Raw genomic sequence first — 14,412 nt, forward strand, 5'->3', positions numbered from 1 at the left:
TCATGCAGTGTTAAATACCGGCTTGCGCCGGTATTTTTTTCCACGAAGAATAAGGGTGGGGAGGGAGATTATGCGCGTCATTGCGGTGGCTATGATGGTGATGCTGTTGTCTGGATGCGGTAGCGTCATCAGCCGGACCATCCCCGGACAGGGGCACGGTAACCAGTACTATCCGGGTGTTCAATGGGACGTGCGGGATTCAGCCTGGCGCTACCTTACCATACTCGATCTGCCGTTCTCGCTGGTGTTTGACACCCTGCTGCTCCCGCTCGACATGCATCACGGTCCCTATGACTAATTAACGCGCGTTCCACTCATCGGCCGCAGCCTGACCTTCTTCGGTATCCAGCGGCGGTTCAAGCTGAAACTCACCCTCATCCCATTCGTGAAGCGTATTTTCTTCCAGCCATTCCTGACGGATTTCAATCTCATCATAATCGCCGTCAAAAACACTTTGCGCGGCTTCACCGCTGAGCAACGGCAGACATTCCCCTTCTTCGCCTTCGTCGGCAAAAAATTCAACCTGCCACATGATGTCGCCATCCTGAAGCACATATTTTTGCACGTTGAACTGTTGGACACTGGCGTCATCTTGTTCCAGGCCTGGATTGTCAGCCAGAAACTCTTCACGGGCGGCGTCAATGGCTTCTTCCAGCGTTGCGTACATAGTCATCATGTTTCTCCCTTTAATGCGATGAAGTATTCAGGGAAAGAATAGCTGATTCTGGGATTTTGCAAGGATGAATCCTGAAAAATCATCCAGTCACGCGCGACACGGCGCGACGGCGCAAACTGTACCAGGAATAAACGGCATTAAACAGCACCACGCCCGCCGTGACCAGAAAGACAGCGCGAAAACCGTAGCTGGCGGAGATCGCCGCGCCCATTAATGGCCCGGTCACGTTTCCGATATCACGAAATGACTGATTGTAGCTGAAGATGCGCCCGGCGATTTGATTGGTCGAATTATAGACAAGCAACGTTTGTACTGCGGGTAACAGCGCGCCGTCTGCGGCGCCGAGTAAAAAGCGCAGGATCGCTAACTGCCACGGCGTCTGTACGAACGACATTGGGATCAGCAGCAAAACGGAGATAATTAACGCGACGATCAGGATTTTTTCCGGACCGATACGGTCGCCCAGTTTACCCAGGCGCGGAGCGCTGAGCAGAGCCGCAACGCCTGGCACCGAGGCGATCATCCCGCTGATAAACGCGATATTACTGACGTTGCCCGCCAGTTCGCGTACGTATAGCGTCAGAATTGGCGCAATTGAGCCGGTCGCGACCTGAATAATCAGCGTGGTGACGAACAGGCTGAGCACCAGTCTGGGATTCTTCAGCGAGGCGACAACCTCACGAACGTGAAGCATCTCTTTCCTGCTGACGGGCGTGAAGTTTTCACGAATAAAAAACAGCGTCAGTAGAAAGCAGACCAGCAGGACGCTGGCGGTGATAAAAAACACCGGACGCAGGCCATACTGATCGGCAAGGAGACCGCCCGCCAGCGGGCCGAGCAGCGCGCCGCTGACGCCGCCGGTTGACAGCGTGCCCAGCGCCCAACCGCTTTTGTTGCGCGGCACCTGGGTGGCAATCAGCGCGTTGGCGTTAGGAATAAACCCGCCAAGCAGACCCAGAAGGGCGCGCAGTGCCAAAAACTGCCAGATATTTTGCGCCATGCCCATCAGCAGCATGACGATCGCCATGCCCAGCGCAGAACGCAGCAGCATCATCTTCCTGCCCTTGCGATCGGCGAGTCTTCCCCAGAACGGCGAGGCGATGGCGGAAAACAAAAAGGTGATGCTGAACACCAGGCCGGACCACATATTCAGCGCACTATGGCCCGTTACGCCGAGCTGTTCGACGTAGAGCGGCAGAAAGGGCATCACCAGGCTGAAGGCGGCGCCGGTCAGGAAGCAGCCGAGCCAGGCGACGGTGAGATTGCGTTTCCAGTTTATTGGTGTATCTGAGGGTGACATAGCGATCCGCAGTTTGTTGCGCGGCAGCGCAGGATGAAAAAACAATTTATTCTAACGTGACTTAAGTATGCTCCGGACCCGGAAACCCTGCAATGTGAGGCGCTTTTAAAGCTAAAAGAGGGGGGGAAGGCAGCCCATAGCGGGCTGCGAAAAGAACACTCAATAACGGGAAGGGACACCTTCAGGGCGCGTTTTAAAGCGGCGATGCAGCCACATATATTGTTCAGGCGCCATCATGATGCACTTTTCCACAATTTTGTTCATCCAGGCGGCGGTGGTTTCCGCATCATCCAGCGGCGGCGAGCATTCCGGCGGCAGCATGATAAGCTGATACCCTTTACCGTCAGGTTTCCGTCGCGGCACAAACGGCACCAGGCAGGCGTTGGACATGCGCGAAAGCATCCAGGTGCCCGAAGTGGTGGCGGCCTGGTCGACGGCGAACAGCGGCACAAACACGCTGGCGCGCGGGCCGTAGTCGTGATCCGGGGCGTACCAGACCACTTCCCCTTTCTTCAGCGCTTTGATCATGCCTTTCAGATCTTTGCGATCGAGCATAGATTTATTGGAGCGCATCCTGCCCCAGGTTTGCAGCCAGTCAATCAGCGGATTATCGTTTGGTCGGTAAACGCCAATTCCTGGCTCCTGTAGACCAAACTGCCGCGCGCCCAGCTCCAGCGTCAGAAAGTGCAGCCCCACCAGCAGAATGCCACGTTGCTGTGCCTGAACGTCGCGAATATGTTCCATACCGATCACTTCCGTCCAGCGTGATACGCGGCGATCGGGCCAGAACCACGCCATGCCGGTTTCCATCACACCCATGCCGACTGATTCAAAGTTTTTGACCACCATCTCGTGGCGTTCCTGTTCGCTCATCTGCGGAAAGCAGAGCTCAAGATTGCGATACGCAATTTTCGCACGGCGCTTCATCAGGCGAAGCGCCAGACGTCCCATCGCGTGTCCTGTACGATAGATCAGCGGGTAGGGCAACTGCACGACCAACCAAAGTGCGCCAATACCGAGCCAGGTTAACCAGTACCGTGGATGCAGTAATGCAGCGGAGAACTTAGGTAAATTCGTCATCTTATTCCTGTTGTGAACGTAAAACGGGCAATTATCTGTATTGTCGCACTTTTTCGCGTCCAGCAAAAATTTGCGCCCTGAGAGTGGTGACAAAAAGAACAAATGTTGTGAATTTTTTAGCGTGAAGCATGAAATGTAGCGCAAAATGTGTGGATGTAAATTGGCAGCGATTGCTATATGATGCCGCCCGATTTTGTTTTTCACCTATTGCAGGAACCGTACACCATGCCAGTGTTACACAACCGCATTTCCAATGATGTGCTCAGAGCCAGGATGCTGGCGGAAACTGAACCCCGCACGACGATCTCATTCTATAAATATTTTACCATTGAAAACCCCCAGGCCACCCGTGATGCGCTGTATCAAACCTTAACGTCGTTGAACGTTTTTGGTCGCGTCTATCTGGCGCACGAGGGGATCAATGCCCAGATCAGCGTGCCGCAAAGTCAGGTTGAGCGCTTCCGCCAGCAGTTGTACGCCTTCGATCCCGCGCTGGAGGGGCTGCGTCTGAACATCGCACTGGATGATGACGGCAAATCCTTTTGGGTTCTGCGCATGAAAGTGCGTGACCGCATTGTGGCTGATGGCATTGAGGATCCGGACTTTGACGCCAGCAACGTTGGAGACTACCTCAAGGCCGCCGAGGTGAACGCCATGCTTGACGATCCGGACGCTGTGTTTATCGACATGCGTAATCACTATGAGTACGAAGTGGGCCACTTTGAGAACGCACTGGAAATCCCGGCTGACACGTTCCGCGAGCAGTTGCCAAAAGCGGTTGAGATGATGCAGGGGCACAAAGATAAAAAGATTGTGATGTACTGCACCGGTGGGATTCGCTGTGAAAAGGCCAGCGCCTGGATGAAGCATAATGGCTTTAATAAGGTGTGGCACATTGAAGGCGGTATTATCGAATATGCGCGTAAAGCCCGCGAGCAGGGGTTACCGGTGCGCTTTATCGGTAAAAACTTCGTGTTTGACGAGCGTATGGGTGAGCGTATTTCCGATGAGGTGATTGCGCACTGTCACCAGTGCGGCGCGCCTTGCGACAGCCACACCAACTGCAAAAACGACGGTTGTCACCTGTTGTTCATTCAGTGCCCGGATTGCGCAGAGAAGTTTAAGGGGTGCTGCAGCGAGCTGTGCTGTGAAGAGAGCGCACTGCCGGAAGACGAACAACGTCGCCGCCGCGCGGGGCGTGAAAATGGCAATAAGATTTTCAATAAGTCTCGTGGCCGTTTGAATACCGCTCTCGGTATTTCAGACCCTGCCGAATGACCCTGGCCGGATGGCGATGAAACGCCTCATCCGGCCGACCCTGGATTGCCATTTTTCAGGCCCGACAAGTGTAACCCCATCGGGCTTCTCGCCAGGTTTATTTTTGCTGCACGCCCTCCACGGAGATAATCAAATCTACCTCCTGTGATGCCGGACCCAAGTCCTTAGTAATATTGAAGTCTTTCAGCTTAATTTTGCCTTCCGCTTCAAAGCCCGCGCGTTTCCCCCCCCACGGATCATCCCCCTGACCGATCAGCTTCGCTTCCAGGGTGACGGGTTTGGTAACGCCGTTTAAGGTCAGATTACCGGTGATATCCAGTTCATCGCCGTCTTTCTTCACGCTGGTGGAGGTAAAGGTGGCCTGCGGGAACTTCGCCACGTTCAGGAAATCAGCGCTGCGCAGGTGCTTATCACGCTCGGCGTGGTTGGTATCAACGCTATTGGTGTTAATGGTGACATTGACTTTATCCGCAGTAGGATCCTTCTCATCGAAGGTAAAGGTGCCGTCAAAGTCTTTAAACGTCCCGTACAACCAGCTGTAGCCTAAATGCTGAATACGGAAATTAACAAAGGCATGTTGTCCTTCTTTGTCAATCTTATAGTCGGCCGCCACGGCGGAACCGGTAGTAAACAGCAAAGAGGCGAGGGTTAAACCCAGCAGGCTTTTTTTCATTTTTGAGCTCCATAGTCAGATGACGATTTCCCCAACATGCGTTTCAGGGTGTCGTCTTTATCGATAAAGTGGTGTTTGAAGGCCATCAGGCCATGCAGAACGGAAAGAATGACAACCGTCCAGGCCAGCCAGAGGTGTACGCTACCGGCGAGGTCAGCCTGGACGCCTGCGTCGGCGAAGGTCGCCGGAATCTCAAACCAGCCGAATACGCTGATCGGCTTGCCGTCAGCGGTTGAGATCAAATAACCGCTGATGACAATGGCAAACAGCAGCAGATACAGCGTGATATGACCCAGCGTTGCGCCAATACGGGTGAGAGTAGAGTAGCTTTTCAGCGCGGCAGGCGGCGGCGAGATAACACGCCACACGACGCGCACCAGCAGACCGAACATCAGCAAAATGCCGATACTTTTGTGCAGTTCCGGCCCCTGGTGATACCAGCTATCGTAATAACTGAGCGACACCATCCACAATCCAAGGCCAAACATCCCGTAGACCACCACGGCGGTGAGCCAGTGCAGCGCAACGGAGAGATAACCATAACGTTGAGGAGTATTTGATAACTGCATAAACACACCATTTAATATTTCGGGATTGAATGAAAATGGCGTGGAATAGACATTATTGCAACTAAAAAATAACAACTCTGGCGTTATTTTAAATTCAATCAATAATTTTGATTTAACTTTTAAGAATCAATCAAGGAATTCGCGCAGAATGCTTTTTTATAACCGCAGAGCTGCGTCATGAGAGAAAGGATATCATTCAAAAAATCCCAATGAGAATCCGCTTCACTTCAGTTTTTGTCAAAAATTGTCAAGCATCGCGCTTAGAAGAACAGGATATAAATAATATCCAGAACGAGCAGTAGCGACCACAAAATAACGTAGAGCACCAGGTGTTCGCGAATATTGTTAGCAAGGTAATGAATCAGACGACGCATAATGTTGTTCACCACATAAAAATGGCCTCAGGGTGAGGCCATGGGGGAATTATGCCGTAAAGCGAGACAGCCGGAATGGCGTAAGGTCAAAACAGGATGGTTTATCCTGCGCGAAATCGGCGGCGATCTCGCCGAGGACCGGGGCAAATTTAAAACCATGTCCGCTAAGACCGGTGACAATCAGCGTGTTGTCGTGACCAGGCAGGGTGTCGATGATGAAGTCTTCATCCGGCGAGTTGTCATAAGTACAGGCGGCGCCATGCAAACAACAACCAATGCCGGGCAGCACGTTACGCAGAAACGGAAACGCCTCTGCGCCATCGCTGGCGACGCTGGCAAACGGTGTACGCTCATCTTCTGACTGGATACGCTGACCACCGTTGTGCTTGCCGATCTTCAGCGCGTCGTTTTCTGCCGGGAAACCGTAATACTGGTCGCCGTTCGGCAGTTCCCCGGTAAACGCCGGAAAGTTGTTTTTGCCGCTGTAGCGTCCGTCAGCCTGGTACCAGGCGAAGACTTTGCGCACCGGTTGGATCGGCAGTTCGGGGAGCAGCGAGCGCACCCAGGTGCCAGTGCTGACCAGCGCTTTTTTCGCGCGGTACTCGCCGTCGGCTGTTTCAACCGTGACGCCGCCGTCTTCGTCATGACGGATTGCCGTGACCGGGCAGTTGAACAGCTGTGCGCAGCCAGCTTCTTTCGCCAGGCGTATCCAGGTGGCGATAGCCAGCTCGCTACGGACAAATCCGGAGTCTGCTTCAAACAGACCAATATAGTCATCCGGAACGCGGATTTCCGGCCAGCGCGCCATGACAGCGGCAGCGTCCATACGCTCGACGTTAAGCTGCCACTGTTTCGCACTGTGGGCGACGTTTGCTAAAAATGGGGAATCGACCGGGCCAAGATTAATGACGCCGGAACGGACAAAGATCGGCTCGTCGCTATGGGTGGAAAGCGCATCCCAAAGCGCCTGGGCGCGCAGCACCAGCGGCACGTACTTCTCGCCTTCGCCGTAAGCGTGTCGGATCAGTCGCGTGTCGCCGTGGTGGCTGCCTTGCTGATGCGGCGGCATATGGGCATCCGTCATCAGCACGTTTAGCCCGGCGCGAGTGGCATAATAACCGGCGGCCGCACCGACGGAGCCGCTGCCAATGATGATTAAATCGTAATTCATGGGGTTCTCTCTGCTGTCGCGATAGGGGCAGGGTAATTAAGTGAACGCCGTTATACAACCCATGTGATACAAACCAGAAACGGCAAAGGCACCATGAAGGTGCCTTTTGTGAGTGGTCATCACCGTCTCGTTAATGACGACGGTACTCATTTTCCTGGTAATCGCCAGATTCTATTTTGGCGATACCCGCTTCTAAGATCGAAATGAATTGTCTGGCAACATCGGTGGTTAACCAGAGCGTTTGGCCTATTTCCGTTCCGTCCGTTTCAGGGCGATTTGGGGTCTGGTAGTGCAAACGCAGCATCAGCGCATCATAGCTATCCACGGTGCTGATGTCCCATCCCACAAGCGGATGAGTCTGAATGACTTCATTATTCTTTTCCATCATGCCCCCTAATTCGTGTTACAAGACAACGGTTTTCGAGGTTCAATGCGTTTTTATCTGAAGCAACTTCAGTATATCAATAAATAAGGGTATTCACGGTAAATTTAAAGGGGGAAAAGGATAAATTTCTCCTTTTTAGGAATATTGTGGGGAATTAATCACCATCTTGTTCATTAATTTTAAGTAAGTTGTCCAATTATTTTGAGTATAGGTGAAATTATAACCGTTTATCGGTTCAGGAAAGATAGCGTGGTAAAAAAAGCCGGGGCGACCCGGCAAACACACAACAGCACAGCTTTTTTAGTCGGTAATAAACCAGTCGTCCGCGCTCTCCCAGGTTTCCTGGAGGATTTCGCTGATACGCTGTTTATCTTCTTTTGTCGCGCCAATCACGGACAAATTATTCGCGGCGGCATAACGCACGGTGACGTTTCCGTCGTTATCGGGAAAATGATGGGTGATACGGCGGGAGAGTTCGCCAGCCAGCGCGTCGATAGCGCCTGCTGGCAACGGAGAAGTTTTTGCAATAGTGACTTCAATACGCATAATGACCCCCTGTTGAATACACTGGTTATTTATACAGTTAAAATAACCCACTGACAACAGGCGGCGCTGATTTTTTTATGCTTTAACGGACCAGCGTACTGTTTCACCCCCGAGGAACGGCACCAGCGTGTCATCCGCAACACGGATGCTTTCCGGCACTAACCGTTCTTCGCGTACCAGTTCAACAAAAGTGTCGTTAACCGGCAGCCCGTAAAAGCGCGGTCCGTTCAATGAACAAAATGCCTCAAAATGCGCTAGCGCGTTCATCTCTTCAAAGACAGTGGCATAGCTCGCCAGCGCCATCGGCGCGTTAAAGCAGCCTGCGCAGCCGCAGCTCGACTCTTTGCGGTGCCGTGCGTGGGGAGCGGAGTCGGTTCCAAGGAATGCGCGCGCAAAGCCGCTGGCAACCAGTTCACGCAGCGCCTGCTGATGAACGTTACGTTTCAGGATGGGCAGGCAGTACAGGTGAGGGCGAATCCCACCCACCAGCATATGATTGCGGTTGAACATAAGATGTTGGGGAGTAATTGTCGCCGCCAGCAGTTCGTTGCCCTCGCGGACATAGTCGGCGGCATCTTTGGTGGTGATATGTTCAAAGACTACCTTCAGCGCGGGCAGCCGCTGCCGCAGCGGTTCCATGACGGTCTCGATAAAACGCGCTTCGCGGTCGAAAATATCAATATCCGCGTGGGTGACTTCACCGTGGACCAGCAGCGGCATACCGAGTTTTTCCATCCGTTCCAGCACCGGCATAATGGCGTCGACGGAGGTCACCCCGTGGCTGGAGTTGGTGGTGGCATTTGCCGGATACAGTTTTGCCGCGGTGAACACCCCTTCGCGGAAGCCGCGTTCCAGCTCATCCGGATCCAGTGTGTCCGTTAAATAGCAGGTCATCAGCGGGGTAAATGAATGCCCGGCAGGCACCGCATCAAGAATGCGCTGACGGTAGGCGATAGCCGCATCCACCGTGGTGACCGGCGGCGCGAGATTCGGCATCACAATGGCGCGAGCATAAATTTCACTGGTGTACGGCACGACCGTTTTCAACATGTCGCCATCGCGAAGGTGAAGGTGCCAGTCGTCTGGGCGGCGGATTTTTAAAACCTGGGAGGGTGCTGTCATCAATATGCTCCGGCTGGGGAATGTCATTTTTGCCGGACACAAAGGATAAGCGGAAACGTTTTCGTTTGCACGTAAAAAAAGGCGCCGGAGCGCCCTTGTCGTTTAGTCCGTGAACGGGATAATGATTTCGCCCGGTTTCACCTCAATGCCTTTGGCATATTTTTTCGCCATCGCCTCGCCTTTGCTGGCGTCTTCACGCAGTACATAAGCCGGCTGCTGATTAAAATAGTTGCGCAGCGACTGATTCAGATAGGGCATCAACGTTTGCATGACGCTCTGCATTTTCTCCGGCGTGACGGTAGCATCCACCACTTCCATCTCCTGCAGGAAGATGGCGCCTTTATCCTTGTTGAATACCGGTAGCGCTTTCAGTTTCAACTTGATGGTCGCTTTCTGACTGCCAAACAGCGAATTCATGTCCAGGTTCGCATCGCCGGTGAGGGTGACTTTATTCGGTTCTTCGCGACCGATCTGGCTCGCCAGATTATTCAGCACGATATGGGCGTCGGCGACGCCAGGTAAGCCAATATCTTTAGAAAAATTGTTATGTTTTTCAAGTGCCTGATTAATTTCCTGTTCGCTTACCGTGTACTGCGTGAGCTGGTTACAGCCGACCAGCAGGCCGCCAACCATCAGCGCAGCGGCAAAAAAAATCGTCTTCATGAGGTTCCTCGACATGTTGCCATTGTCAAAATCCTGACCTGAGCAGCATGTGTTACCGGCACAAACCGCGCCAGTAGAAAAAACTGAAAATAGCGGCGACATGCGAAACGATGCCGCCGCCAGCGAAGGTTATATCGCCATGGATGATAACAGATTGACCTGTGTCTGTTTTGCCATATTGTCGCGATAGTCCGCCACACGCGTCGGCCAGTTCACGCCTGCCACCAGCGTCAGGTTGCGCAGCAGGGGAAAAAGCTGAATATCGTCTTCGGACAGTTCGCCGTTGACGGCGTTGGGCTGAACGATCAGCTTATCCAGCGCCCGGAGGTCGTCGCTGATTTTTTTCGTCAGCCCCGCAGAGTGAGCCAGATGGTCGGCAAAACTGCCGATCATTGCCTCTTTCTTTTGCGTAAAGTACTGACGGGCTGATGGCGTGGAAAATTCGTCAAAGGCTGATTTAGCAAAGCGCGGCAGGAGCAGATGGTTAGCGTAGCTGTTCACTTTACGCAGCCATTCGTCAATAGCCGGATCCTTCTTGCCGGTCAGCAGCGGCTTGCCATCAATGTTGTCGACGTAATGCACAATGTCCATGCTTTCCGCCATATAGCGGCTGTCGTCTTTTTGCAGAATCGGCACCATTTTCTGACCAACCATACGGGTCGGCGTGGCATCGTCATCGTTGGCCAGGACGTTCAGTTCGACGGGAATGTTTTTGAGGCCGAAAATCATGCGGGCTTTGACGCAGAAAGGGCAGTGATCGTAAATATAAAGCTTCACGTTTCTCCTCCATTTTACTGTCGGTTCTTTGTCAGTATGGAGGAGACGCGAGCAGGTATCAAATCAGGCGCCCGGTTCGAGCATACCTCGCGGTGTGCGTTTATGGCTGAACTGCCAGCCTAACGCGAGGAAGGTGATACCGCCAATAATGCCGAGCATCATCCACGGCAGCTCCGGCTGCTGGAGCAATTTTCCCATATCAAACAGCCAGCCGCCGCCGATATAGCCTATCGCGCCGCCAATGGCTAAACCAAGACGGCTAAAGCCCATGTAACTGCCGCGCGCCCGGGCATCCGCCAGCGACGCGCTCAGCGTTTCCCGCGCCGGTTCAGCGATTATCGAACCAATGTAAAAGGTGCAAATCAGGGTGAACAACTGCTGCAAATCGCTCACCAGGCCGACAGGCAGCATGCTGAGCGACATCAGCAGCAGCCCGGCCATCAACCGGTGCTCAAGACGAAAACGTTTTTCGCTCCAGCGGGCGATGGGGTAGAGCAACGTCAGCGACAGGCAGGCTTCAATGGCGTACATCCATTTTACCGCTGCCGGTGAACCGGCTATGTCATTGACCATTATCGGCAGCATGAGCATGACCTGAACCGCCAGCATATAATAGCCCGCCAGTGTGAGCACATAGGTGACAAAGCGCTTGTCATTAAGTACGCGGCGCATCCCTTCACGCACCGGAATACGCACAGTCGACAGCTTCCACGCGGGCAGCAGCCAGGCATTAAAGCCCGCGCATAAAACAAACAGCACCGCGCCTACCACGCACACCAGACGAAAATCATACTGTAACAGCCAGCTACCTAACAGCGCGCCAATTACCGCGCCTGCGCTGTCCTGCATCATCAGCAGTGAAAAAAAACGACCGCGTTGCTGCGGGCGGATCAGTTTAACCACCAACGCAGAGCGGGGCGGATCGAAAAGTGTCCCGCCGAGACCGGAGAGAAAGCAGGAAAACCACAGCAGCCAGGGTTCATGGGCGATTCCCATAGTGGCGAACCCGGCGGCGCGCATCAGCATACCGGTGACGATCATGGGCTTGGCGCCAAAACGGTCGGCAATCGCGCCGCCAAAAATGCCCAGTCCCTGCTGAATGAACTGACGCAGACCCAGGGCAATCCCGACCATGACGGCGGCCCAGCCCATTTGGTCAACAAAGCGAATGGAGATCAGCGGGAACACGACGAAAAAGCCTAACACGACCAGCATGTTATCGATGAGCAGGAAATATTTACCCAGGTTCCTGGCCTGCGAGGTGCGCGACATTTTCCCCTCCCGGGAAAATACTCTCAATATTCCGAGTAGACAGAGCGAAGAGGATCCTATTTTGCGGCTTTGCTCTCTTTTTGCCCACCCCTGACCGGGACAATATTTTTTTATCAAAAGTCCGTCTTGATAGAGAGTTTTTATCAAAATGCAGGAATAATTCAAATAATGGCAAATCGTGCTTTTCACAGGGCGGTTTTGCACAGGTATAGTAAGTGAATCAGGGTGTCATGACGATTCGGGAAGGAGTTGAAATATCTATGTTTGGCTATCGCAGTAACGTGCCAAAAGTGCGCTTAACCACTGACCGTCTGGTCGTGCGTTTAGTGCATGAGCGTGATGCCTGGCGTCTGGCGGACTATTACGCGGAAAATCGTCATTTTTTAAAGCCCTGGGAACCGATTCGCGATGAAAGCCACTGCTATCCTTCCGGATGGCAGGCACGGCTGAGTATGATTAGCGAATTTCATAAGCAGGGCTCGGCCTTTTACTTTGCGCTGCTTGACCCGGAAGAAAAAGAGATCATCGGCGTGGCAAACTTTTCAAACGTAGTCCGCGGTTCATTTCATGCCTGTTATCTGGGCTATTCGATTGCGCAAAAATGGCAGGGACAAGGGCTGATGTTTGAAGCGCTCAGCGCCGCTATTCGCTATATGCAGCGCACGCAACATATTCATCGCATTATGGCAAACTACATGCCGCACAATAAACGCAGCGGTGATTTACTGGCGCGACTCGGCTTTGAGAAAGAGGGCTACGCCAAAGATTATCTGTTGATTGACGGGCAGTGGCGCGACCACGTGCTGACGGCGTTAACGACAACGGAATGGACCCCCGGACGGTGAGGAGAAAATAATGAAATACGAATTAACCGCCACGGAAGCCCGCGTGATTGGCTGCCTGCTGGAAAAACAGGTCACGACACCAGAACAGTATCCGCTTTCCGTGAACGGCGTGGTCACCGCCTGTAACCAGAAGACCAACCGCGAACCGGTGATGAACCTGTCGGAACACGAGGTGCAGGAACAGCTTGATAATCTGGTTAAACGTCACTTCCTGCGCACGGTGAGCGGTTTTGGCAATCGCGTCACCAAATATGAACAGCGCTTCTGTAATTCCGAATTCGGTAACCTGAAGCTGAGCCCGGCGGAAGTGGCGCTGGTCACGACGTTGCTGCTGCGCGGGGCGCAAACGCCAGGGGAATTGCGTAGCCGCGCCTCGCGGATGTATGAGTTTAGCGACATGGCTGAAGTGGACGCTACGCTGGAACAACTGGCGACGCGCGAGGATGGCCCTTACGTTGTTCGTCTGGCGCGTGAACCGGGTAAGCGCGAAAGCCGTTTCATGCATTTGTTTTGCGGCGAAGTGGATGAACTGGCATTGGCAAGCGACGCGGGCGTCTCCGCGGCGTCAGGCGATCTGCTGGCGCGGGTAGAGGCGCTGGAAAGTGAGGTTGCGGAGCTCAGGCAACGACTCGAGTCACTGTTGGCGCACCTGGGGGAGTAACGTGAAAAAATTACGCATCGGGGTGGTTGGATTGGGCGGTATCGCGCAAAAAGCCTGGTTGCCGGTTTTAGGCGCATCCGCAGACTGGACGCTCCAGGCTGCGTGGTCGCCATCGCGCGAAAAAGCAGAGAAAATCTGTGCAAGCTGGCGCATCCCTTACGCGGGCTCGCTGACCAGCCTGGCAAGCGACTGCGACGCGGTTTTCGTCCACTCAAGCACCGCAAGCCATTATGCGGTCGTCAGTGAATTGCTGAATGCGGGGGTGCATGTTTGTGTCGACAAGCCGCTGGCTGAGAACCTGCGTGATGCTGAGCGACTGGTGGCGCTGGCGGCGGAGAAAAAGCTCACGTTGATGGTTGGCTTTAACCGCCGCTTTGCACCGCTGTACCGCGAACTGAAAGCGGAGCTCGGCAACGCCGCTTCGCTGCGCATGGATAAACACCGTACCGACAGCGTGGGACCACACGACCTGCGGTTCACCCTGCTCGATGATTATCTGCACGTTGTCGACACCGCGCTGTGGCTGGCGGGCGGGACTGCCGCGCTCAGCAGCGGGAGTCTGCAAACCAACGACGCAGGCGAAATGCTGTATGCGGAACACCATTTCGCCACCAGCCGACTCCACATCACCACCAGTATGCACCGTCGGGCGGGAAGCCTGCGGGAATGGGTGCAGGCGGTGACCGACGGCGGCCTGATTGATGTTACCGATATGCGCGAATGGCGCGAGGAGCGCGGGCAGGGGGTGGTGCATAAACCGATTCCCGGCTGGCAGAGCATCCTTGAACAGCGCGGTTTCGCCAGTTGCGCGCGTCATTTTATCGAATGCGTGCAGAATCAGACGGTTCCGGAAACCGCTGGCGAGCAGGCGATCCTGGCCCAGCGGGTAGTGGAAAAGCTCTGGCGCGAGGCGATGAGCGAATAATCATCTGTCACAACTGCCGGTAGTAATTCAGCATAATCACGGTAGACTAAGCGCCTCTTCCAACGCCTGCACTGCAGGCGTTTTGCCGTAGGGTG

18 protein-coding genes are annotated in these 14,412 nt (G+C 53.9%); 5 read left to right on the top strand and 13 right to left on the bottom strand.

The genetic code is table 11. The annotated features are described in order from the left end of the window. The first annotated feature begins 70 nt into the window (after positions 1–70). A complete protein-coding gene (locus HVX72_RS09095; RefSeq protein ID WP_060571361.1) occupies positions 71–298 on the top strand; it encodes a YceK/YidQ family lipoprotein in 228 nt (75 codons plus the stop codon). On the opposite strand, the gene HVX72_RS09100 is transcribed toward HVX72_RS09095, so the two are convergent. From HVX72_RS09100 to HVX72_RS09110, 3 genes are all read right to left on the bottom strand, one after another. Next, positions 299–673: a MysB family protein gene (locus HVX72_RS09100; RefSeq protein WP_181823256.1), complete on the bottom strand. Its 375-nt coding sequence runs from the start codon at positions 671–673 to the stop codon at positions 299–301. It abuts the gene before it with no gap. Positions 674–755: 82 nt separating this feature from the next. Continuing rightward, positions 756–1,976, bottom strand: a complete 1,221-nt coding sequence (gene mdtG / locus HVX72_RS09105) for a multidrug efflux MFS transporter MdtG (protein WP_181823036.1) — start codon at positions 1,974–1,976, stop codon at positions 756–758. Between the two features lie 159 nt (positions 1,977–2,135). Next, on the bottom strand, positions 2,136–3,056 hold the full coding sequence (locus HVX72_RS09110; protein WP_042283799.1) for a Kdo(2)-lipid IV(A) acyltransferase: 921 nt from the start codon (positions 3,054–3,056) through the stop codon (positions 2,136–2,138). Positions 3,057–3,281: 225 nt separating this feature from the next. Here HVX72_RS09110 and HVX72_RS09115 point away from each other — a divergent pair, with 225 nt between their 5' ends. Then, on the top strand, positions 3,282–4,334 hold the full coding sequence (locus HVX72_RS09115) for a rhodanese-related sulfurtransferase (protein WP_181823037.1): 1,053 nt from the start codon (positions 3,282–3,284) through the stop codon (positions 4,332–4,334). Between the two features lie 97 nt (positions 4,335–4,431). On the opposite strand, the gene HVX72_RS09120 is transcribed toward HVX72_RS09115, so the two are convergent. From HVX72_RS09120 to mdtH, 10 genes are all read right to left on the bottom strand, one after another. Further along, the gene (locus HVX72_RS09120; protein ID WP_042283797.1) at positions 4,432–5,007 is read right to left on the bottom strand and encodes a YceI family protein; all 576 of its coding nucleotides are present in this window, start codon (positions 5,005–5,007) and stop codon (positions 4,432–4,434) included. Then, a complete protein-coding gene (locus tag HVX72_RS09125; RefSeq protein WP_060571358.1) occupies positions 5,004–5,576 on the bottom strand; it encodes a cytochrome b in 573 nt (190 codons plus the stop codon). The genes HVX72_RS09120 and HVX72_RS09125 overlap by 4 nt, the downstream gene beginning before the upstream one ends. A gap of 260 nt (positions 5,577–5,836) precedes the next feature. Continuing rightward, a complete protein-coding gene (locus HVX72_RS09130) occupies positions 5,837–5,950 on the bottom strand; it encodes a YceO family protein (protein WP_042284727.1) in 114 nt (37 codons plus the stop codon). A gap of 49 nt (positions 5,951–5,999) precedes the next feature. Next, positions 6,000–7,121 carry an N-methyl-L-tryptophan oxidase gene (gene solA / locus HVX72_RS09135; protein ID WP_181823038.1) on the bottom strand — a complete coding sequence of 374 codons (1,122 nt, stop codon included), beginning with the start codon at positions 7,119–7,121 and terminating at the stop codon, positions 6,000–6,002. A 130-nt stretch (positions 7,122–7,251) separates the two neighbouring features. Continuing rightward, entirely contained in the window at positions 7,252–7,506 is a 255-nt protein-coding gene (gene bssS, locus HVX72_RS09140) for a biofilm formation regulator BssS (RefSeq protein ID WP_042284725.1), read from the bottom strand. Between the two features lie 300 nt (positions 7,507–7,806). Further along, positions 7,807–8,052: a DNA damage-inducible protein I gene (gene dinI / locus HVX72_RS09145; protein WP_042283794.1), complete on the bottom strand. Its 246-nt coding sequence runs from the start codon at positions 8,050–8,052 to the stop codon at positions 7,807–7,809. Between the two features lie 75 nt (positions 8,053–8,127). After that, on the bottom strand, positions 8,128–9,174 hold the full coding sequence (gene pyrC / locus HVX72_RS09150; protein WP_181823039.1) for a dihydroorotase: 1,047 nt from the start codon (positions 9,172–9,174) through the stop codon (positions 8,128–8,130). 102 nt (positions 9,175–9,276) lie between these two features. Further along, a complete protein-coding gene (locus HVX72_RS09155) occupies positions 9,277–9,837 on the bottom strand; it encodes a lipoprotein (protein ID WP_042283790.1) in 561 nt (186 codons plus the stop codon). A 129-nt stretch (positions 9,838–9,966) separates the two neighbouring features. Next, positions 9,967–10,614 (bottom strand): glutaredoxin 2, encoded by a 648-nt coding sequence (gene grxB / locus HVX72_RS09160; protein WP_181823040.1) that lies wholly within the window; start codon positions 10,612–10,614, stop codon positions 9,967–9,969. Between the two features lie 63 nt (positions 10,615–10,677). Continuing rightward, positions 10,678–11,886, bottom strand: a complete 1,209-nt coding sequence (gene mdtH, locus HVX72_RS09165) for a multidrug efflux MFS transporter MdtH (protein WP_181823041.1) — start codon at positions 11,884–11,886, stop codon at positions 10,678–10,680. A gap of 260 nt (positions 11,887–12,146) precedes the next feature. Here mdtH and rimJ point away from each other — a divergent pair, with 260 nt between their 5' ends. The 3 genes from rimJ to HVX72_RS09180 are packed head-to-tail and all read left to right on the top strand — an operon-like array spanning position 12,147 to position 14,317. After that, positions 12,147–12,731, top strand: a complete 585-nt coding sequence (gene rimJ, locus HVX72_RS09170; protein WP_042283783.1) for a ribosomal protein S5-alanine N-acetyltransferase — start codon at positions 12,147–12,149, stop codon at positions 12,729–12,731. A gap of 10 nt (positions 12,732–12,741) precedes the next feature. Continuing rightward, on the top strand, positions 12,742–13,392 hold the full coding sequence (locus tag HVX72_RS09175) for a YceH family protein (RefSeq protein ID WP_181823042.1): 651 nt from the start codon (positions 12,742–12,744) through the stop codon (positions 13,390–13,392). A 1-nt stretch (position 13,393) separates the two neighbouring features. Further along, positions 13,394–14,317, top strand: a complete 924-nt coding sequence (locus HVX72_RS09180; RefSeq protein ID WP_181823043.1) for a Gfo/Idh/MocA family oxidoreductase — start codon at positions 13,394–13,396, stop codon at positions 14,315–14,317. Positions 14,318–14,412 lie beyond the last annotated feature (95 nt).

Origin of the sequence: Citrobacter sp. RHB21-C05, assembly GCF_013889015.1 — a bacterium.
GTDB classification, from domain to species: Bacteria; Pseudomonadota; Gammaproteobacteria; order Enterobacterales; family Enterobacteriaceae; genus Citrobacter_A; species Citrobacter_A sedlakii.